The 20,528-nt window shown below is 59.5% G+C and carries 17 protein-coding genes and 1 tRNA gene; 6 read left to right on the top strand and 12 right to left on the bottom strand.

Annotated features, from left to right (window positions below):
• Positions 1-20: 20 nt before the first annotated feature.
• The 4 genes from pqqF to F475_RS00275 form a co-directional block, all read right to left on the bottom strand.
• The gene (pqqF, locus tag F475_RS00290) at positions 21-2,459 is read right to left on the bottom strand and encodes a pyrroloquinoline quinone biosynthesis protein PqqF (RefSeq protein ID WP_111452921.1); all 2,439 of its coding nucleotides are present in this window, start codon (positions 2,457-2,459) and stop codon (positions 21-23) included.
• 107 nt (positions 2,460-2,566) lie between these two features.
• Entirely contained in the window at positions 2,567-3,361 is a 795-nt protein-coding gene (locus F475_RS00285; protein WP_019650322.1) for a carbon-nitrogen hydrolase family protein, read from the bottom strand.
• 12 nt (positions 3,362-3,373) lie between these two features.
• The gene (locus F475_RS00280) at positions 3,374-5,056 is read right to left on the bottom strand and encodes an NAD(P)/FAD-dependent oxidoreductase (RefSeq protein ID WP_018928833.1); all 1,683 of its coding nucleotides are present in this window, start codon (positions 5,054-5,056) and stop codon (positions 3,374-3,376) included.
• 217 nt (positions 5,057-5,273) lie between these two features.
• Positions 5,274-5,735: an Lrp/AsnC family transcriptional regulator gene (locus F475_RS00275; protein WP_007980298.1), complete on the bottom strand. Its 462-nt coding sequence runs from the start codon at positions 5,733-5,735 to the stop codon at positions 5,274-5,276.
• A 138-nt stretch (positions 5,736-5,873) separates the two neighbouring features.
• Between F475_RS00275 and F475_RS00270 the strand changes: the two genes are divergently transcribed.
• On the top strand, positions 5,874-6,518 hold the full coding sequence (locus tag F475_RS00270) for a peptidase M41 (RefSeq protein ID WP_111452920.1): 645 nt from the start codon (positions 5,874-5,876) through the stop codon (positions 6,516-6,518).
• A gap of 70 nt (positions 6,519-6,588) precedes the next feature.
• On the opposite strand, the gene F475_RS00265 is transcribed toward F475_RS00270, so the two are convergent.
• A complete protein-coding gene (locus F475_RS00265) occupies positions 6,589-6,897 on the bottom strand; it encodes a DUF3077 domain-containing protein (protein WP_019580722.1) in 309 nt (102 codons plus the stop codon).
• Positions 6,898-7,347: 450 nt separating this feature from the next.
• On the opposite strand from F475_RS00265, the gene F475_RS00260 reads away from it, so the two are divergent.
• Positions 7,348-7,542 (top strand): hypothetical protein, encoded by a 195-nt coding sequence (locus F475_RS00260; protein ID WP_018928835.1) that lies wholly within the window; start codon positions 7,348-7,350, stop codon positions 7,540-7,542.
• Positions 7,543-7,667: 125 nt separating this feature from the next.
• Entirely contained in the window at positions 7,668-7,853 is a 186-nt protein-coding gene (locus tag F475_RS00255; protein WP_007936539.1) for a hypothetical protein, read from the top strand.
• Positions 7,854-7,918: 65 nt separating this feature from the next.
• Here the strand turns inward: F475_RS00255 and F475_RS00250 are convergent.
• The 5 genes from F475_RS00250 to rpsU form a co-directional block, all read right to left on the bottom strand.
• Positions 7,919-7,995: transfer RNA gene (locus F475_RS00250), tRNA-Ile, on the bottom strand.
• Between the two features lie 15 nt (positions 7,996-8,010).
• Positions 8,011-11,757, bottom strand: a complete 3,747-nt coding sequence (locus F475_RS00245) for a bifunctional diguanylate cyclase/phosphodiesterase (RefSeq protein WP_111452919.1) — start codon at positions 11,755-11,757, stop codon at positions 8,011-8,013.
• 123 nt (positions 11,758-11,880) lie between these two features.
• Positions 11,881-13,728 carry an RNA polymerase sigma factor RpoD gene (gene rpoD / locus F475_RS00240; RefSeq protein ID WP_007936542.1) on the bottom strand — a complete coding sequence of 616 codons (1,848 nt, stop codon included), beginning with the start codon at positions 13,726-13,728 and terminating at the stop codon, positions 11,881-11,883.
• 67 nt (positions 13,729-13,795) lie between these two features.
• The gene (dnaG, locus tag F475_RS00235) at positions 13,796-15,763 is read right to left on the bottom strand and encodes a DNA primase (protein ID WP_086944473.1); all 1,968 of its coding nucleotides are present in this window, start codon (positions 15,761-15,763) and stop codon (positions 13,796-13,798) included.
• Between the two features lie 483 nt (positions 15,764-16,246).
• The gene (gene rpsU / locus F475_RS00230; protein ID WP_002551877.1) at positions 16,247-16,462 is read right to left on the bottom strand and encodes a 30S ribosomal protein S21; all 216 of its coding nucleotides are present in this window, start codon (positions 16,460-16,462) and stop codon (positions 16,247-16,249) included.
• 199 nt (positions 16,463-16,661) lie between these two features.
• Between rpsU and tsaD the strand changes: the two genes are divergently transcribed.
• Positions 16,662-17,687, top strand: a complete 1,026-nt coding sequence (gene tsaD, locus F475_RS00225) for a tRNA (adenosine(37)-N6)-threonylcarbamoyltransferase complex transferase subunit TsaD (RefSeq protein WP_018928841.1) — start codon at positions 16,662-16,664, stop codon at positions 17,685-17,687.
• 23 nt (positions 17,688-17,710) lie between these two features.
• On the opposite strand, the gene plsY is transcribed toward tsaD, so the two are convergent.
• A complete protein-coding gene (plsY, locus tag F475_RS00220) occupies positions 17,711-18,280 on the bottom strand; it encodes a glycerol-3-phosphate 1-O-acyltransferase PlsY (protein ID WP_018928842.1) in 570 nt (189 codons plus the stop codon).
• A 74-nt stretch (positions 18,281-18,354) separates the two neighbouring features.
• On the opposite strand from plsY, the gene folB reads away from it, so the two are divergent.
• Positions 18,355-18,708 carry a dihydroneopterin aldolase gene (gene folB / locus F475_RS00215; RefSeq protein WP_018928843.1) on the top strand — a complete coding sequence of 118 codons (354 nt, stop codon included), beginning with the start codon at positions 18,355-18,357 and terminating at the stop codon, positions 18,706-18,708.
• Complete coding sequence (gene folK / locus F475_RS00210) at positions 18,699-19,217, top strand: 2-amino-4-hydroxy-6-hydroxymethyldihydropteridine diphosphokinase (protein ID WP_018928844.1); 519 nt, start codon at positions 18,699-18,701, stop codon at positions 19,215-19,217. The genes folB and folK overlap by 10 nt, the downstream gene beginning before the upstream one ends.
• A 79-nt stretch (positions 19,218-19,296) precedes the next feature.
• On the opposite strand, the gene F475_RS00205 is transcribed toward folK, so the two are convergent.
• A complete protein-coding gene (locus tag F475_RS00205; protein WP_111452918.1) occupies positions 19,297-20,520 on the bottom strand; it encodes a multifunctional CCA addition/repair protein in 1,224 nt (407 codons plus the stop codon).
• Positions 20,521-20,528: the final 8 nt, after the last annotated feature.

The raw sequence follows: 20,528 nt of genomic DNA, 5'->3' as shown, positions 1-20,528 counted from the left end.
AATTGCAGCGCCGGTAATGATCATTTTGCCACTTGCCAGCGCGTAGTCGGGCAAGCTCCGCTGGCCAGACAGCGCCAGCCACCTTCGGCCATATTCAGTCGCTGTGCCGCGGCCAGCAAGGCTTTGCGGTCGATCTTCAGAATCGCTTGAGGTAAAAGGCCCAGATAATCCGACGAGTGGCCGGCCAGTTTGCCTTGCCAGAGCAGTTCGGCGGCCTGGGTGTTGGGCAGGGCGGTGCTGTCGAATTGATCGGCCAGGGCTTGGCGTTGGGCGATGAAGGTCAGCTCATCGATGCTTTCGATCATCCTTTCGAGCTCGCCGAGGAATTGTTCGATGTGCTGCAACAAGTCCAGAGGCGCGACGCTCGGCGATTGCACGCCGAACAACAGCCCGGTCTGACCGTTGATCTGGCGCAGGCCACTGAACACCGCGTAACCGAGTTGCAGTTCCACCCGCAAGCGTTGATAGAACGGTGTCTGGCACACGTGTGCGAGCAAGCGCCAGGCAGCTTCGTCGGCGATGTCATGGGTTGCCGTCGGACAAAAGAGTAACAGCGCGTGTTCGCTGGAGCCGGTATCGATGGCGCTCCAGAGATGCTGTGAGCCGATCGATAGAGGTGACGTCGATTGATGGTCTGGCGTTCCCGGCACACGACTCAACGCCAACCCCATCGCCGCTTGCGTCTGGGCCGACAGTCCGGTCGCCAGGCCATCCCAGCGCGCACTCGACCAGAGTTGCTGCAAGTCATCCGAGGCTGCGGTGTGCTCAGTGCATAGATCGGGCAACGCCTTGAGCAGCTGTCGAATCGGCATCAATGGGGTGGCCGTCGGTGCTTCCTGTAAGAAACGGGCATCAGGTTTTGTCAGCGCTTTCAGCACATGTTCGAGGACTGTTGGCATCGGCTCCTGCAGGCCCGTCAGTTTCAGCAGCCACTCATTGCCCGATGCGCTGAAGGAAACGTCGACACCGGCCTGACGTGCATCCTCGCGCAACGGCCCCAGGTTGTTTTCCAGATTGGTCTGAAGACGGCCGTGAGGCGCGGACTCCAGGCGCCAGCGCAGATAAACCGCGCCTTCATCCGTGTTATCCGGCAACGCCTGACTGAACTGCATCGGCGAACGTTCGCGGCGACTGCGCGAGCGATCCTGGGCAAAGGTCCGCAGGCCACGGTGGGCGCTGGTCTGGCCGCGAATCAAGCCGGCATTCGGGGCTGGAGTCTCGGTACGCAAAAACGGGTTGGGGGGCGGTAGTTGCCACTGGCCGGTGAAGTTATCCACAGCGCCGATTTGTTGCAGGATTGCCTTGAGGGCGACAACGCCTTGTTCGGATAACCCCGGTGCAAGTTGCTCGCTGTCCCGTTGGGCCAGTTGCAAGGCGCTGCTGACTTGTTGTTGGCGCTGCTGCAGGGCTGCGTATTCTTCGCGCAATTGGGCCCAATCCTGACGGGAGGCAAAAAAGCCCAGCCAATCCAGAAGCCGTTCGCGGATCACGTTGCCCGATTGCGTGGCGTTTGCGGGCAGCGTGAATTCGATGTGCAGCAAGGCTTGCCCGGCATAGCAGTAGAGCGGCGCGGCTTTCAGGTTGTCTGCCAGCCCGCTGTCTCGCAGCTGCGCCAACAGGCCGCCGGGCTTTGCGGCGGTCAGCCAATGGCACAGGAACGCCAGCGCTTCGGGCGATGAGTCGGGCAGCGCTTCGAAGGTGAACAGCAGATCCAGTCGACGTTCTCCAGCCTGTTGATAACTATTGGCCGAAGAATCCATCAACAGGGTGGGCTTTGTCTGAGGGACTTTCTCCCCAGTGGTAATGGCCGCGGCAAACTTCTGCGCCATCCCTTTCAATTCGTCGAGACTCTGCGGGCCGGCCAGGCTCAGCGTCATCTGGCCGGTCTGATAAAACCGCTGATAGAAGCCCTGTAAGGCTTGCTGAAACTCGGGCTGTGGAATCGGCAGGCTGTAACGGTTGCCAGCATGAAACGCCCGTAACGGGTGAGCCGCCGAGAGCCCGTCGAACAGCGCGAATTGCTGTTGGGCTGTGGCATCCCGCGACCAGGCGACAAATTCGGCGTGCAGCACTTCCCGTTCCCGCCGCTGATCGTCTGGATTCATACGCGGATGGGCGAGCATGTCTGACAGATGCTCCAGCCCAGCGCTGAACGCCTGGGGCGGCAGTTCGAAAAAGAAGTCCGTCGTCCGTTCGCTGGTGCGCGCATTCACCTGCCCGCCATGACCTTGCACATAGGCCATCAGCCCTTGTCCTGCGGGAAAGCGCTCTGTACCCAGGAACAGCAAATGCTCGAGAAAGTGCGCCAGCCCCGGCCAGGCCGATGGCACGTCGTGACTGCCGGCAGCGACCCGCAACGCAGCGGCGCCGCGCTTCAAACCGGGAGCATGACGCAGCGTCACCCGCAGACCGTTGGCCAGGGTTTCAGTGTGAAGGTGGGGGTGATTCAGCGCAGGCATGAGCACTTCCAGAACAGAGAAGCGCTAATGCTAGCGGATTAGGGGGCGTTCTCAATGAGTTTCCACACTGCGCCGGGGAAACATATTGAGAACGCCCCCTAAGTGGATCAGCGCTTGTTCAGCGCGTCGTAAAGCTCGGGACGGCGATCGAGGAAGTAGCGATTGGCGGCGCGGGAATCGATCATCAGCTGGCGATCCAGCTCACCGACAATCAGTGCTTCATCAAGGCCGGCCTGGGCGATACGGCTGCCATCCGGCGCGGCGATGCTGCTCTGGCCGCAATACTGGATCTCGCCCTCGCTCCCACAGTAGTTGGCGTAAGCCACATAACACTGGTTTTCGAAGGCCCGGGCGCGGACGGTGACGTCGGCGATGAAATCGTAGGGAATCATGTTCGCCGTCGGCACCAGGATCAGCTCGGCACCGGCCAACGCCAGACGCCGGGCGTTTTCCGGGAACTCCAGGTCGTAGCAGATCAAAAAGCCAAGCTTCCAGCCATTGAGTTCAACCAACGGAAACTCATCCGACCCGGGGCTGAACATCGAGTGATCGAGATCACCGAACAGATGAGTCTTGCGGTAGTTGCACAGCCGCTCGCCATGGGCGTCGATCAACTGCACGGCGTTGTAGATCTGCCCGTCCTCGGTACGCTCGGGGTAGCCATACAGAATGGCGATCCCGGCTGCCTTGGCGATGCGCGCGATTTGCTGCGCCGATTCACCGTTGTGCACCTCCGCCAGCACGCTGACGGCGTCTATGCCGATGTTGTAGCCGGTCAGGAACATCTCCGGCACCACCAGCAAATCCGCGCCCTTGGCCTCCAGCGCCAGTTGATGCAGGCGTTGCAGGTTGCCTGCGACATCCAGGGGCAGCGGTGGACATTGGTAAAGGGCTACGCGCATTTCGGATTCCTCTTACTCGGGCAGGGCGATCGGACCGATCTCGTTGAACACATCTCCTGGACCCGGGTTTTCAGCGTGAGTTTCACCGCCGAAGTGTTTCATGATGCCCCATACCGCGTTGAGCGACGTCTGCACCGCGCCTTCAACCCACGCCGGCGTCCATGAAACGTCATCGCCGGCGATGAAAATCCCGCGTTGCTCGGGCGGCATGTCGTCCTGCATGAAGTGCGCGTACATGCGCTGGTTGTAGCGGTAGTGACCGGGCAGGGCGCCCTTGAAGGCCCCGAGGAAATGCGGGTCGGCTTCCCACGACACGGTGATCGGATCGCCGATGATCCGCGCGGCGATGTCGACTTTCGGGTAGATCTTCTTCAACGCATCCAGCGCCAGCTTCACGCGCTTTTCCACTGGCTGTGGAAGCATTTTCAGGGCGTCGCTCATCCATGAGTACGACAGGCAAATCACCCCAGGCTTGTCGTCGCCGTTATCGAACAAGTACGTGCCACGGGTCAGGCGATCAGTGAGGGTCATGCTCATCAGGTCGCGGCCGGTTTCCGGGTCTTTGTCCTTCCAGAACGGGCGGTCGACCATCACGAAAGTTTTCGACGACTGCATGTAGCGGGTACGGTCCAGGGCCATCCACATCTTTTGCGAGAACAGGCTCTCGTCGCATTCGATCTGGGTGGTCAGCAGCCAGCTCTGGCAAGTGGTCAGCACCGCTGCGTATTCGCGGGTGTCGCCCCAGTTGTCGGTGACCGCAAAACGGCCGCCTGCCGCGTGGGCAATTTTCTTCACGCCGGTACGCGGTGCGCCGTTGTGCAGCGAGCTGAGGCTGGTGCCTTCAGGCCAGTGCACGCAACGCTCCGGCACATGGCGCCAGATGCCTTGCGGCACTTGTTCCACGCCGCCGACCACCAGGTGCTGGTGATCGTCGCAGTTGGTCATCACCACGCGGAAGATTTCCAGCATCGAGTTGGGGAAGTCCGAGTCCCAGCCACCGGTGCCGAAACCGACCTGGCCGAACACTTCGCGGTGATGGAAGGAGAGCTTGGCGAAGGCTTTGGAGGTGGCGACGAAATCGTAGAACGTGCGGTCGTCCCACAACGGCACCAAGGTGTTCCACAATTCCTTGAGGCGCGGCACGTCGCGATCGCGGATCGCCTGCTGGATCTCGCCGAAGCGAGAACCGTCTTCCAGGGCATCGGCCCAAGCGTCAGCCACTTCCTGGAACAGTGCAGGAAGATCCGCCAGTTTCTGTGCGTAATGGGTTTTGCCTTCCAGATCGATCACCGTGCTGCCAGACGCGGGGGTCAGCGGGTTCGGGAAGGGCTTGGTCTCGAGGCCGAGTTTGTCGACGTAGTGATAAAACGCAGTGGACGACACCGGGAAACGCATGCCGCCGAGCTCGGCGATGATGCCTTCGGCACCGTTGAACGCCTGGGAGCGTAGACGACCGCCCATTTTCGAGGCTTCGTAGACGACCGGTTTGAGGCCCAGTTTCATCAATTCATAGGCGGCCACCAGACCGGCAATGCCTGCCCCGACGATCGCCACTTCGGCGCCGTGATTGTGCGCTGGAATGCTCCCCAGGCCGGCTGGGTGCTCGATCCAGTCGTCGAAGGCGAAAGGAAAATCCGGGCCGAAAATAGTGACTGGTTTTTTACCGTCTGCAGGATGGCGATTGTTCTTGTTCATGGCTGACCTTGCTGGCGACCCGACGCAGGATGCGCGTCTGAGTATAGGAAAAGATGGCAGCCATTCTAGAGAGCGTAGAACACGTTAATAAGACGCAATGTGTCGTCGTTTTGCTAATTGTTTTATCAGTATGACGATGTATCACTACATATTGTAGGTGTGAGCAGTGCTGCGATCCGACTTGCCCGCGAAGAGTCCCGACCAGACACCGAAGGCCTCAAACCGGCTGCCCCCGATCAATCTTGCTGCTCAGGATGATCGAAGTCGTCGTCTTCTCCACCCCATCCACACTGCCAATCTGATCCAGCAACTGATCCAGCTGCTCCGGCGAATCGGTGCGCAACCACGCCACATAATCAAACTCGCCACTCACCGCACACAGCTGCTGCACCTGAGCCATGGCGCTAAGTCGTCGCAGCACTTCCTTGCCAGACCTCGGTTGCACCGTAATCCCGACGTAAGCCTGCAATCCGCCATCCACCACACGCTGACCCAGTCGCACACCGTAACCGGTGATCACCTTGGCCTTTTCCAACCGGGCCAGGCGCGAAGTAACGGTGGTCCGGGCGATGCCCAGTTGTCGGGCAAGCATGGCCACACTTTCACGGGCATTGATCTGCAAGGCGGCGATCAATTGGCGGTCGATTTCGTCGAGAACGGGCGGGCGAGTGTCAGGCAAAGGGGTATCTCCAGCGGTACAGAGCAATGGGCAGGCATATTACAGGCAGTCCATGCCCTCAACGGGTTAATTGGATGGACACAAATTGTCACTCGTAGTCGAATGCGCAACCAGGGGCTGTGAAGCGAGGGGATCGAAATGAAGAGCATGCCTGCGGCTCTGCGCGACTATGCACTGCAGATTGCCAATCACGAAATGGGGCATTACGTCGTAGCCCGAGCCCTGGGTTTTGAAACGGGTGATGTGACCCTGAAAGTGACCATGGGCCTGACGCATCATGGTGGGGCCTCCATTACCTTGACGCGGTCCATTTCGTCGCTCGAAGCCATGAAGGAACATTTGGAAGCCCGGATAATGGTCCTCTTCGCTGGCGCCATGGCGCAGACCTTGCCTGCAAAGCACTCGCCCGAGAAACGCGTCGATAAGTCGAAAGCGGCAGCCATCCTGAAAGGAGAGTTTGGAGCGGAACAGGATCACGCAAAAATAAGAGAGTTGCGGTACTTGCTTCGAAACATCGCCTATCCCGATACGGATCCAGCGTTGTCTGATCGCATCATTGCTGAGCTGACAGACATTAATGATCGCTTGTGGTTGCGCACCCAAGAAATCGTCGAGGTGTTGGCCGATACGATTACTGGATTGGCGGGGCTTTTGGTGGAGCGCATGGTCATTGTGGAGCAGTGGGGTAGGGGGGCGGATACGTATGAGGTTGTGTTGGTGGGTGAAATGCTTGAGCGGTTGCAGCCGGTGCAGGCCATTCCAACGTTAAGTGTTTGGGCTTAAGCATCCGAACTCCCGATCACGATCTGGAAGCCCCGAAAAATCGGGGCGTGTTTCAAGTAATGTGCAGGCGCTATTCCTCGGACTCTGTCGCCGTCCGGGCAGGTCGAGGTGTCAGCACTTTCACCACATCATCAATCACCGCTTTGCTCATCGCCGTCAGGTAGTGTGCGGCCCAGGCGTGGCGGTCGGTGTCTTTTGCGTAGGCTGCGTCTTCGGCAAATGATTTGGCGAGGGATAGCAGGTCGGAGGTTTGAGTCAATGCATCGAGGATGGGGACGCCAGCGCTGACGTGGAACAGTGGCTGATCCGAGCAATAGGTGAAGGGCGTGAGGCCGATGGTTTTCAGTTCGGAAGCTGCGGGCGGAATTGTTTTGGTCATGGTTCTACTCCTGGGTTCGAGGAGCTGCCCTTTTCGTTACCACACGAAAAGGTGGCAGCTGTACGCAGGGTGGTAAACCGGGAACCAAGGAAACCGGCACGCCCGAGGGCGTCCCACGCACAGCCGCCATATCAAGATCACAGGCATAAAAACTGCCTGTATTCGTAATGAGTGCACTGTTGTGCTGGTTTCACCGGGTTACCACACCCGATCGCTGCATTGGCAGCGACGTCTGGAGAGTATCCCGTCGAAGAAAAGCCCAACAAGGCGGCAAAGTGCCTAAATGCGCCCATTACGCAATTCTCGGAGTTTGCCTACAACCTTGGCGGACGTCATCTGATAACCCACCGTCCGCACAAAATATAACCTAGACGGCAGATAGGAATAATGATGCACGGCCCGCCTCAGAGCAGCGCATAAGGCGCGACCCGAGCTCCGACAGGATGACTGATGCTACAGAATGACCGCGATAATCTGGAACTCGATAAGCTCCAAGTCGAAATCCGGAAATTCATGGCCGAGACCCGCAAGTTTATGGCCGAAGAAAGTAAGCTCAGACAGGAAGCCTTTTGGTATCCGTTTGCGGTGGGCGCGGGTCTGGTCACCGCCTTCGTCGCAGCCGTTGGGCTGTGGTCCAAGCTCTAATACCGAGCCCGCCAGAGCGCAGCCAATCATCGGCGGCGCTTGAGTTTTGCCGCGGAGCAGCCCACCTTATCCAACTAGGGCTAGCGCATTAGGCGCGGCCCGTGATCCACACAGGAAGACGCAGTATGTCCACACCCCCCACGACTCAAGCCAGCATTGAACAGTTGCACCGAGACGTGGCCGCTTTGGCTGAAGACATGCGTAGCCCAGCACCCACTGCGACCCGAGCGATACTACTGCCGTTTGGGCTCGGCGCCGCGCTGGCCCTAGTGACCTTTGCCGTCGTCGCCTTGGTGGCTCGGCTGGTCTAAACCCCTAAGACCAAACGTCAATCTCAGAAAACGCAAAAGCCGCGCATTAGCGCGGCTTTCTTGTTTGGTGGGCCCACACGGACTTGAACCGTGGACCAAAGGATTATGAGTCCTCTGCTCTAACCAACTGAGCTATAGGCCCTCAGTAGGCCGCGGATTATAGCGATGGTTTCTCGGCTGTGCTATCCGAAAAATCCGATACGGTTATACGAAGAAACGTCGCGGCGAATTCGTCGGGGGAAAGTGGCAGGCTGACGATGTAGCCCTGGATCTGTTCGCAGCCTTCGGTGGTGAGGAATTGTTGCTGGGCATGGGTTTCGACGCCTTCGGCGATGACGGTGAATTGCATGCTGCGGCCCAGGGCGATGATTGCGCGGACAATCGCTGCGTCGTGCGGGTCGTCCGGCAAGCCGCGGACGAAGGACTGGTCGATCTTGAGGATGTCCAGCGGCAGGCGTTTGAGGTAGCTCAGGGACGAATAACCGGTGCCGAAATCGTCGATCGCCAGCTGCACGCCCAGGCGTTTGAGTTGGTGCAGGACCGTCAGCGCTTCTTCGGCCTGGCTCATGATGAAGTTTTCGGTAATCTCCAGTTGCAGAAAATCAGGTTTGAGGCGGTTGTCCTTGAGCAATTGCTCGATCCGGCCGAGCAGGTTCGGCTGGCGTAATTGAGCGCCCGCCAGGTTGACCGAGAGTGGGCCGAGGCACTCATAGACCTGATTCCACTCGTACATCTGCTGGCAGGCAGTCTCCAATACCCAATCACCGATTTGCAGGATCATGCCGTTTTCTTCGGCCAGGGGAATGAAGTGCTCGGGGGGCACATCGCCAAAGGTCGGGTGATGCCAGCGAATCAGCGCTTCGGCACCGACCAGCCGATGATCCTTGAGGCTGATTTTGGGTTGGTAGTACAAAAACAGCTCATTGCGCTCGATGGCGCGTCGCAGTTCATGCTCCAGTGCCACGCGTTCGCTGGCCTGGGCGGTGAGGTCGCGGGTGTAGCTTTCAACCCGGTTACGGCCCTTGGCCTTGGAGCGATACATCGCGGCATCGGCGTTCTTGACCAGCGTGGCAACGTCGCAGCCGTCCTTGGGATACAGGCTGGTGCCGATGCTGGCGCTGATGAAAAACTCGTGCTCGCCGGCCTGGAAAGGGGCGCTGAAGCAATTGAGCAGCTTGGTGGCAATGTTGTCGGCATCGCTGGCCTGTTGCAGGCCGGGGAGCAGGATGATGAATTCGTCACCACCCAGCCGCGCCACGGTATCGATATCGCGCAACTGCTCCTTGAGGCGTACGGCGATGCCTTTGAGCAGCAGGTCGCCGACCGGGTGACCGAGGCTGTCGTTGATGTGTTTGAAACGGTCCAGGTCCAAGAATAGCACGGCGCCTTGGCCACCGTTTTCCTGCTGGTTGTTCAGCGCGGTCAGCAGGCGGCTTTCGAACAGTGTGCGATTCGGCAGGCCGGTCAGCGGATCGTGGTGCGCCTGGTAGTCGAGTTTGGCTTGCGCATGCTTGAGGCTGGAAATGTCCGCGAACACCGCGACAAAGTGGGTGATGAGTTTGTCCCGGTTGCGCACGGCGCTGATGGTCAGCCAGCTCGGGTAGAGCTCGCCGTTCTTGCGCCGGTTGGAAATCTCGCCTTGCCAATGACCTTCGGCGGTCAGTTGATGCCACATCGCAGCATAGAAGGCGCTGTCGTGCAGGCCCGAGGCGAGCAGGCGAGGGGTGTGGCCCAGTGCTTCGGTCTCGCTGTAGCCGGTGATTTCGGTGAATGCCCGATTGACCGCGCTGATGTGCTGTTGGGTGTCGGTGATCAAGACGCCCTCGGCGGTGCTTTCGAACACGGTGGCGGCCTGTTGCAATTTTTCCTGCATCAGGTGCCGCTCGGTAATGTCCCGGGCGATGGTCAGCATGCAGTCTTCATCGCCGATGGGCAGCGGTCGGCTTGAAACTTCGCAGAGCCGGATCTGCCCGTCCTTGCGGCGGATGTGGCAACTGAAGTCGCGGACGAAACCATCGCGGTGCAGCAATTCGAGCATCTGTTTGCGCTCGTTGAGATTGACCCAGATCCCCAGGTCCAGCGCTGACCGATCTACCGACATCGCACTGTTGAACCCGGTTATACGGCTGAAACCTTCGTTGACCTCCAGCAGCAAGCCGTCGCTCTGCCGGGACAGCAGCAAGCCGTCGGGGGAGGCGTGGAAGGCCTTGGCAAATTTCTCTTCGGAGGTTTGCAGCTGTTGCTGGGTTTCCTTGAGCTGACTGATGTCTCGTACGACGACCACCAGGGCCGGGGTCGTGTCGAGGTCGAAAGGCTCGGCGGAAATCAGGCCGGTAAACACCTGGCCATTGTTGCGGCGAAAGGGCATCTCCAGGTTGCGGATACTGCCGGCCTGCAACCGCTGCAGCAAACCCGGTCCCACGCCGGGAACGCCCCAGATGTTCAGGTCGGTGGCCGTCTGGCCTATGACGTCTTCGGCCTTGAGGCCGATCTGTTCCTCAAACGCTTCGTTGACTTCCAGCAGGCAGCCATCGGAAAGCCGTGCGATCACCAGAATATCCGGGCATTGCTGGAACACTGAGGCGAACTTCTGTTCCGACAGGCGCAGCGCCTCTTCGGTGCGCTTGGCTTCGCTGATGTCGATCATCAGCCCGCGCAGGACCGGTTCATGGCCGTGCTCGATCAGGCTGACGATATCGCGGACCCACAGGCAACGGCCATCAGCGGTGATGACCCGGTAATCGACGCTGTGATCGCGCCCGGCCGCCACTTCACGGTCGCAGAAGGCCTGGGCCCGGGTGAGGTCCGCGGGGTGGATGATGTTGCGCCAGAAGCCCGGAATCAGCCAATGGGACAGGGGATAACCGAGGAGGTCCTGGGCGTGGGGCGACACGTAACTGTAGGTGTAATCGCTGATCTGTGCTTCCCAGGCGATGGCTGAAAGACTCTCCACCAGCCCGCGGTAATGGTATTCGCTGCTGCGCAGCTCCTGTTCCAGATTGACCCTGCGGGCTATTTCCGAGCTCAGTCGGCGGTTGATCCGGATAACCACTGCCAGAACGACGATCAGAAGCAGTAGTCCTGGGAGGCCGTACATCAGCACATCGGACCAGAAGGTTCGATGATCGAGGACATTACCGACCCAATGTTCTTGGATGGCACTGATTTCACTCGGGCTCATGTCTGCCAGGACTTTGTCCAGGATACTGACCAGCAGCTTGTCGTTCGGCGGGACGGCCATCGCCAATTGATAGCGGTAGGGCGTTTCACCGCTGACGTAGAGCCCTTCGAGCTTGAGCTGGCGCAGGCTCCAGACGCTGGAGGCAAGATCGCCCACGACGGCGTCCACCGCATCGGTGGCAAGTGCCTGCAGCGCCGAGCTGACATTGGGCATTGCCACCAGATTCAAGTCGGGATGCTGGGTGCGCAACAGTTCATGGGGAGCGTAGTTTTCCACCACGGCGATCTTCAGCCCGTACAGATCTTTGAGTTTGCGCGGTTGGGGGCCTCCGACGTGGGCCAGAATGACAATCGGAAAATCGAGGTAGGGGCGGGTGAACGACAGATAGGTCTGGCGCTCGGGGGTCGACATGATGCCCGGCAAGATGTCTAGCTTGCCTTGTTTGGCCTGCTGCAGCACTTCAGTCCAGCTGACCGGTTCGATGGGCGTGAGTTTGATGGCCAGCCGTTGCCGGATGACGTTGATATAGTCCGCTGCCAGGCCCTGATAACGCCCATGATCGTCGCGAAACTCAAACGGCGGCCAGGAGGCATCGACGCCCAGGCGCAATTCCGGGTGAGCCGCCAGCCAGCTACGTTCTTCGTCGGTCAGAGTCAGCGCGCCAGCCGTTGCGGTCCAGGTCATCAGCGACAGCAAAAAAAGCACGGTCGACCATCTGGGCATAACGGTCTCGTTATGGCTTTGGGGGAATGCTTCGAGTGTAGACGGGCTATTCGGCGGGTGGGACGTGCGGGGCATTTAATCTGCATAAAGCAAAACCCCCGGCCTGGGCCGGGGGTTCTGTGATCACTCGTCGAGGAAGGAGCGCAAATGCTCGCTTCTCGTCGGGTGGCGCAGCTTGCGCAGCGCCTTGGCTTCGATCTGACGAATCCGTTCACGGGTCACGTCGAACTGCTTACCAACCTCCTCGAGGGTGTGGTCGGTATTCATGTCGATACCGAAACGCATGCGCAAAACCTTGGCTTCACGGGCAGTGAGGCCGGACAGGACTTCGCGAGTCGCTTCTTTAAGGCTCTCAACGGTGGCGACATCGATTGGCGACTGCATGGTCGAGTCTTCGATGAAGTCACCCAGATGGGAGTCTTCGTCATCACCGATCGGGGTTTCCATGGAGATCGGCTCTTTAGCGATCTTCAATACCTTGCGGATCTTGTCCTCAGGCATTTCCATGCGTTCGCCCAGCTCTTCCGGGGTCGGTTCGCGACCCATTTCCTGCAACATCTGCCGGGAAATACGGTTGAGCTTGTTGATCGTCTCGATCATGTGCACCGGAATACGGATGGTGCGGGCCTGGTCGGCGATCGAGCGAGTGATCGCCTGACGGATCCACCAGGTGGCATAAGTCGAGAATTTGTAGCCACGGCGGTATTCGAACTTGTCTACCGCTTTCATCAAGCCAATGTTGCCTTCCTGGATCAGATCGAGGAACTGCAGGCCACGGTTGGTGTACTTCTTGGCGATGGAGATCACCAGACGCAAGTTCGCTTCGACCATCTCTTTCTTCGCGCGGCGGGCCTTGGCCTCACCGATCGACATGCGACGGTTGATGTCCTTGATCTCGGCGATCGTCAAACCGGTTTCGGTTTCCAGCGCGGTCAGCTTCTGCTGGCAACGAATGATGTCCGGTTGCAGGCGACCAATGGCTTCAGCGTATTTGCTTTTGCCTTTGGCCAGTGCATCGCTCCAGCTTTCGTCGACTTCATTGCCCGGGAACTGGCGCAGGAAGTCGGCACGCGGCATGCGGGCATCACGAACGCACAATTGCATGATCGCGCGCTCTTGCTGACGCAGACGATCCAGGGCGCTGCGAACACGCTCGACCAGGCCTTCGAATTGCTTCGGCACCAGTTTGATCGGCATGAACAGCTCAGCCAGGGCCAACAGCTCGGCAATCGCAGCCTTGTTGTAGCGACCGTGCTTTTTCAGCGCCTTGCGGGTGATTTCCATCTGATCGGCGACAGCGCCAAAACGCTGTGCGGCGATGACCGGATCCGGACCGCTTTCGGCTTCTTCTTCGTCATCGCTTGCTTCGGCGTCATCGTCGTCGGTGTCGTCGTCCGCTTTCACGGCTTTCGGGTCGACAGGCGGTGGCACTTCGGCTGCAGGCGGCGCAATGCCGTCGTCCGGGTCGATATAACCGCTCAGGACGTCGGACAGGCGGCCACCTTCGGTGGTGACGCGAGTGTACTCGGAGAGAATATGGTCAACCGTGCCAGGGAAGTGCGCGATTGCGCCCATCACTTCGCGGATGCCCTCTTCAATACGCTTGGCGATTTCGATTTCGCCTTCACGTGTGAGGAGCTCTACCGTACCCATTTCACGCATGTACATGCGCACTGGGTCGGTGGTGCGACCAATGTCGGTCTCGACCGCTGCCAACGCTGCTGCTGCCTCTTCGGCCGCGGCTTCGTCGGTATCGGCGTCGGCCAGCATAAGGGAATCCTTATCTGGCGCAACCTCGAATACGTTGATCCCCATGTCATTGATCATGCGGATGATGTCTTCCACCTGTTCCGGATCTGAAATATCCTCCGGCAGGTGGTCGTTGACCTCCGCGTAAGTCAGGTAGCCCTGCTCACGACCAAGTGTGATCAACTCTTTGATACGAGACTGCTGTTGCGCTTTTCCGGACATAACACCCTATCCACTGAAGGTCTTGGCGGGCAAAAAACAAGCCGAGGATTATACCTGAGCTATGACCTCACGCGCCAGTTGAGGTCGGGTTTGATGCGCAAACATTGCGGCTTAAAAGGTCGCGCAGTTGATTTTTCTCTTCGGCACTCAACTCACTTTGACGCGCTTTTCGAAGAAGTTGTTCCAGATTTCGCTCGCGTTGGCGGGCTGACAAGCTAGTAATGGTGTCGAAAAACTGTTGTTCAAGGTTATCTCCATCAATCAGCCATTCCTTTTCTGCCAGCGCTTTCAGCAGTCGGCCCTGTTCAGTGCCGTGCCAACGCGCAATCAGTTGAAATGAGTTTAGCTTGGGATTCTTCTGTACGGCTTCGAGCAGGGCGACCAGCAGTTGCGTGTTAGTGTGGTCTTCGGCCGCAAAGTGCCCGGCATCCTCGACTTTTTCGGCCAATTGCGGGTGATGCAGCAACGTGCGCAAGGCGGCCAGGGTGGGTGGCTCTACAGCAGCCGGTACTCGTGGCGCGCGTGGTTGATCGCGATCGCCGCCACGTTTGCCGTTCTTGTCCCACGGTTTCTTGTCCCATTTCTTGCCGCCCGCACCGGGTTTTTTCGGCGTCCACTCCTGCTGCGGCACATACATCTCTTGTGCCTGCGGCTGATGGTAGTCGCTGTAATCGGGCATGGCGTCGTAATCAATGCCTGGGTCGTAAGCCGGTGGTGCTTCCTGAGGTGCGCTTTGCACCAGTTGACTCACGGCTTCACCGCTGAGCCCGGTAATTTCGGTCAGGCGCTGGCGCATCAGAATGCGTAGGTTGGCGCCCGGAACCTTGTCGATCAGTGGCGCGGCGAGGGTAGCCATGTGGGCCTTGCCTTCAAGCGAGCGCGGGTCCGATTCCTCGGTCAGCTGTTGGAAAAAATAATCGGCCAATGGCTGTGCATGCTGATTGATCCGCGCGCGGAAGGCGTCAGTGCCTTCGGAGCGGACCAGCGTGTCCGGGTCTTCGCCTTCGGGCAGGAATAGAAAGCGTGCGCGCCGTCCGTCCTGCAGGCTCGGCAACGTCGCTTCCAGTGCACGCCAGGCAGCGTTGCGGCCGGCCTGGTCGCCGTCGAAGCAGAACAGTACGTTGGGTACGACGCGAAACAGTCGCTTCAAGTGCTCTTCGCTGGTGGCGGTGCCCAAGGTTGCCACAGCATTGCGCAGGCCTTGCTGGGCGAGGGCGATGACGTCCATGTAGCCTTCGACGACGATGATTTCGTCGAGGTTGCGGTTGTTCTTGCGCGCTTCGTAAAGGCCATAGAGTTCCTGGCCCTTATGGAAAACCGGGGTTTCCGGTGAGTTCAGGTATTTCGGCTTGTCGTCGCCCAGTACCCGGCCGCCGAAGGCGATGATGCGCCCGCGACTGTCGCGGATCGGGAACATCACGCGATCGCGGAAGCGGTCATAGCGCTTGCCGGTTTCGGTGTTCTCCACCAGCAGGCCGGCATCGATCATGGCCTTTTGCTGCAGGGTGTCGCTGCTCAGATGCTTGAACAGATTGTCCCAGCCGGGCGGAGCGAAACCGAGGCCGAAATCCCGAGCAATTTCGCCGGTCAATCCACGACCTTTCAAGTAATCCACGGCCGCTTTGCGCGCCGGATGGCTTTTCAGGGCCTGGCGGTAAAAGTCGGCGGCAGCGGTGAGCAGCGGATACAGCGGCGAATCGGTGGGCTGCCGCGGTTTGTGCGGTCGGCCGCTTTCTTCGCGGGGGATTTCCATGCCGGCGGCTTTGGCCAGTTCTTCGACTGCCTGGGGGAAGTCCAGGTTGTCGTGGTCCATGATGAAGCCGAGGGCGTTACCGCCAGCGCCGCAACCGAAGCAGTAATAGAACTGTTTGTCGGGGCTGACGCTGAAGGAGGGGGTTTTCTCTTTGTGAAACGGGCAGCAGGCGGTGTAGTTCTTGCCGGCCTTTTTCATTTGCAGGCGCGAGCTGACCACATCGACGATGTCGGTGCGGTTCAGAAGGTCGTCAATGAAGCTCTGGGGAATTAGCCCGGCCATGGCGTTCTCGTCATCTGCGCTGAAATGGACCCGAAACGAAGTGCGGCCGAACGCAGGTCGTTGTTTGAGGCGCGCAGGGTGTGCGGCTCGACCGGTGTCGTCTGCGTAATCGCTGTCGGGAAGTGTATCTGCCGAAAATCCACTGACGTTAGTACCAATCAGCATTCGACTATTCGAAAGTGTTTCGCTGAGTCCGGCGACGGCCAATCTATGGCCTCGGATAGCTCAATAAGTGGGCACGCAAGAAGGTGCCTTGGGCTGATCGTCGTGAGAGGAATCAGTGGGTGTGCTCGTCAGTAGCCTTGAAAGGCTCGTCAGAAAAGACGTGCACCGCTGGCAAAAGAGCCAGGTCTGACGCTGTGAAGCAGGTTTGTCTCGGTCGCGTCTGCGGCTTTGACGGTGAAGCATCAAGCGTTGTCCGCAAATGCCATTAGCCCGGCTGAGGGCCGGGCTTGGCAGAAGCTTGCTACGATCGTCTGTGTATTAGTACAGACGAACGGCGCGGCGCTGTTCGCGCTGTACTTTCTTGGCGTGACGCTTAACAGCGGCTGCTGCTTTGCGCTTACGCTCAGAAGTAGGCTTCTCGTAAAATTCGCGGCTACGAACTTCAGCCAGTACACCGGCTTTTTCGCAGGAGCGCTTGAAACGACGCAGAGCTACGTCGAAGGGTTCGTTCTCTTTAACTTTGACGGCTGGCATCCAGAGCTACCTTCATTCATTACCGGGGTCAACATCCTCGCGGCAAAAGAGCACTTGAAGACGTCGGTTTTTAAGGGTTGCGGATGTTAACCCCTCATCGCTCGGAATGCAAAGCCTCTGATCGAAAACCGCTGGTCGGGGCATCACGCGACGACTATTATGCGCGCCTTCGAATTCAGCCTCTACAAGGCGCAAACCCATGCTAGTACTGGGATTAGAAACCTCTTGCGACGAAACCGGTGTCGCACTTTACGACAGTGAACGCGGGTTGTTGGCCGATGCGCTGTTCAGTCAGATCGACCTGCATCGCGCTTATGGCGGCGTTGTGCCGGAGCTGGCTTCGCGCGATCACGTCAAACGCATGCTGCCCTTGATCCGTCAGGTGCTGGCGGAGGCCGACTGCGTGCCGACCGAGATCGACGCCATCGCTTATACCGCCGGCCCCGGCCTGGTCGGAGCCCTGCTGGTAGGGGCTTCCTGCGCGCAGGCGCTGGCTTTTGCCTGGGGTATCCCGGCACTGGGCGTGCACCACATGGAAGGTCACTTGCTGGCGCCGATGCTGGAGCCGCAGCCACCGGAGTTCCCGTTCGTCGCTTTGTTGGTCTCGGGCGGTCATACGCAGCTGGTTCAGGTCGACGGGATCGGTCAGTACACGCTCTTGGGCGAGACCCTCGACGATGCCGCCGGCGAAGCGTTCGACAAAACTGCAAAAATGATGGGCCTCAATTACCCGGGCGGTCCGGAGATCGCTCGTCTGGCGGCGCAAGGCGTTGACGGACGTTTCGTCTTCCCGCGTCCGATGTGTGATCGTCCGGGCCTGGCGTTTAGCTTCAGCGGTTTGAAAACCTTCGCCTTGAACACCTGGCAGCAATGCGTCAGCGCCGGGGACGACGGCGAGCAAGCCCGTTGCGACATCTCGCTGGCGTTCCAGCAGGCCGTGGTGGAGACTTTGACCATCAAGTGCAAGCGTGCCCTGAAACAGGCTGGCATGAAGCGTCTGGTGATCGCTGGTGGCGTCAGCGCCAACAAGGCGTTGCGTACGTCACTGGAAAAAATGCTCGGCGACATGAGGGGCGATGTGTTTTATGCCCGTCCGGAGTTCTGTACCGACAACGGTGCGATGATTGCGTTTGCCGGCTGCCAGCGCTTGCGGGCCGGTCAGCACGAAAGCCTGGCAATCAGCGTGCAGGCGCGCTGGCCGATGGAGCAGTTGTCGGCTCTGTGATGAGTGGCGCTCACGTGCGGTATTTAAAAATGCCGTTCGCGCCCGGCAAACAGGTCGCGTAGATTGCCGCGATGACGCCAGACGATCAGCCCCGTGAGTGCGCTCATGGGCAGCAGTGCCGCCGGTTCTTGCCAGGCGAGCAGCGGCAGGGTCAGGGGTGTGGCAATCAGGGCGGCGAGTGAGCTGGTGCGGGTCAGGTAGAACGTCAACAGCCAGGCACAGACCGCCAGCAGCGCAGCGGGTGGATAGAGCCCCAGCAGCATGCCGGCCGCGGTGGCGACACCCTTGCCGCCGCGAAAGCGGAAGTACAGTGGAAACAGGTGACCGATGACGGCGAAGACGCCGATCCAGGCCTGTTCCTGCAGTGAAAGGCCCATTGCACCTGCGACCAGCACTGGCAGCAGGCCTTTGCAGAGGTCGCCGAGCAAGGTCAGGATGGCGAGTTTTTTGCCGGCCAGACGAAACATATTGGTGGCACCGGCATTGCCCGAGCCACTCATTCGCGGATCGGGGTTACCGGTCAGGCGGCTGAGCAAAATGGCGAAGGACAGAGAGCCGAGCAGGTAGGCGAAAATCGCCAGTGACCAAAACATGCTAACTATTCCGGGCGAGGACGCCCTGATTCTAACGGCGCATTGCGCCCTTGTCGTGCAGCGGAGAGAAGTGCTTGGACAGAGTGTTTATCGAGGGCCTGGAAGTCGACACCGTGATTGGTGCCTACGACTGGGAACGAGGCATCCGACAGTGTCTGCGACTTGATCTGAGCTTCGCCTGGGACAATCGTCCGGCCGCTGCTGGTGATGACCTGACTCTGGCGCTCGACTACGCGAGCGTTTCGTCACGCATCCAGGCTTTTGCCGAGCAGGCGCAGTTCCAGCTGGTCGAGACGTTTGCCGAGCGTCTGACAGAAGTGCTGATGAGTGAGTTCAAGATCACCTGGATGCACCTCAAGCTGACCAAGCCAGGTGCCGTTCCGGCGGCCAAGGGCGTGGGTGTGGAGATCGAGCGCGGATGTCGCTGACTCAGGTGTACCTCGGGCTCGGTAGCAACATCGAGCGCGAATCCCATTTGCAGGCTGGCCTGGACGCCCTGGCGGGTTTCCTGGTGGATATGCGCTGCTCGGCGGTGTTCGAAAGCCAGCCGGTGGGGATCAAGAGCGGGCCGTTTTTCAACTTTGTGGTCTCGGCCTATACCGATCTACCGTTGATGGAGCTGGATCGACGGCTGAAATTCATCGAAGCGGATAACGGCCGTTACGCGCCGGACCGCAAGGGCTTGCCGCTGGATATCGACGTGCTGCTGTTCGGCGATCTGGTGGGCAATTTCGATGGTTTGGTCTTGCCGCGGGCAGAGATTCTGAAAAACGCATTCGTGCTGTGGCCGTTGTCGCTGATTGCGCCGGACAGAGTGCATCCGGGCGTAGGCAAAAGCTTTGCGACCTTGTGGAGCGAGGCGCGGATCGATCAGGTGTTGGCGCCGGTGGCTTTTGAGTGGCGCGGTGAGCAGTTGACCCCTTCCGATATGCTGTAAAGCAAAAGATCGCAGCCTGCGGCAACTTCTACGCCGATCTCTGTAGGAGTTGCCGCAGGCTGCGATCTTTTGCCCTTGCTTATGCTTTTTCTTTGTAGGCCTTCAGCGCCTTGAGCCGCTCGCGCTTGATCGCCTCGCCCAATTCCGGCCCCTTGAATCCCTTCTCCAGCAACGGCTGAACCGCCACGCTTCGCGCTGTAGTCGCCGCACCGCGCAAATAATCCGCCTGTGGATAACTTCGCTGCTCCAGGCCTTTGCGCCCTCGAGCGTCCATCTCGCACGCCGCAATAAACTCCTCAAAGCGCTGAGGTCGACGATAGACGTCGAAACTCTGCAGCAACTCCAGCAAGGTCGACGGTTTCAGTTCCAGAGCCCGGTGGCCATGGGTGTGATACTCGCCCACCAGCAGTGCCAATTCCTGACAATCCTTCGGTGCCTTAAAGCGCTCGTTGACCGCTTTGATCAGCTTCAGGCCTTTTTGCTCGTGGGCGATGTGGCGGGGCCATTCCTCCTCGGGCGTCAGTCCTTTGCCCAAGTCGTGCAGCAGGCAGGCCCAGCGCACGGTCAGCGGTTGTTTGTGCTGTGCCGCTTGCTCCAGCACGCTCAGGGTATGCACGCCTGTGTCGATTTCCGGGTGATGGGCCTCGGGTTGCGGTACACCGAACAGCGCATCGACTTCCGGCATCAGCACTTTGAGCGCACCGCACTCGCGCAGCACCTGGATGAACATCTGGGGTTGGTCTTCCATCAGCGCACGGGCGATTTCTTTCCAGCTGCGTTCCGCGGTCAGTGCCTCCAGTTCACCCGATTCGCTTAGTTGCCTCATCAGCGCCAGTGTCTCGGGGGCGACGGTGAAGCCCAGTCCTGCATAACGCGCGGCGAAGCGGGCAACGCGCAGAACGCGGAGCGGATCTTCGGCGAACGCGGGGGAAACGTGACGAAGCAGGCGAGCCTCGAGATCCCGCTGGCCATGGTAGGGGTCGGTCAGGTTCTGCTGATCGTCTTCGGCCATGGCGTTGATCGTCAGGTCACGACGAATCAGGTCTTCTTCGAGCGTGACTTCGGGGCTGGCGTGAAAGGTGAAGCCGCCGTAACCGCGCCCGCTTTTGCGTTCGGTGCGGGCGAGGGCGTATTCCTCACCGCTTTTGGGGTGAAGAAATACCGGAAAATCCGCACCCACCGGGCGAAAGCCCTTGGCGAGCATTTCTTCGGTGGTGGCGCCTACCACGACCCAGTCGATATCGGTGACAGGCCTGCCCAGCAGGCGATCGCGTACCGCACCACCGACTTTATAAATCTGCATAAAAAACC

Origin of the sequence: Pseudomonas sp. URMO17WK12:I6, from assembly GCF_003253625.1 — a bacterium.
GTDB lineage: Bacteria > Pseudomonadota > Gammaproteobacteria > Pseudomonadales > Pseudomonadaceae > Aquipseudomonas.
Note: the sequence above shows the minus strand (reverse complement) of the source record. Positions and strands in the feature narration are given on the sequence as shown.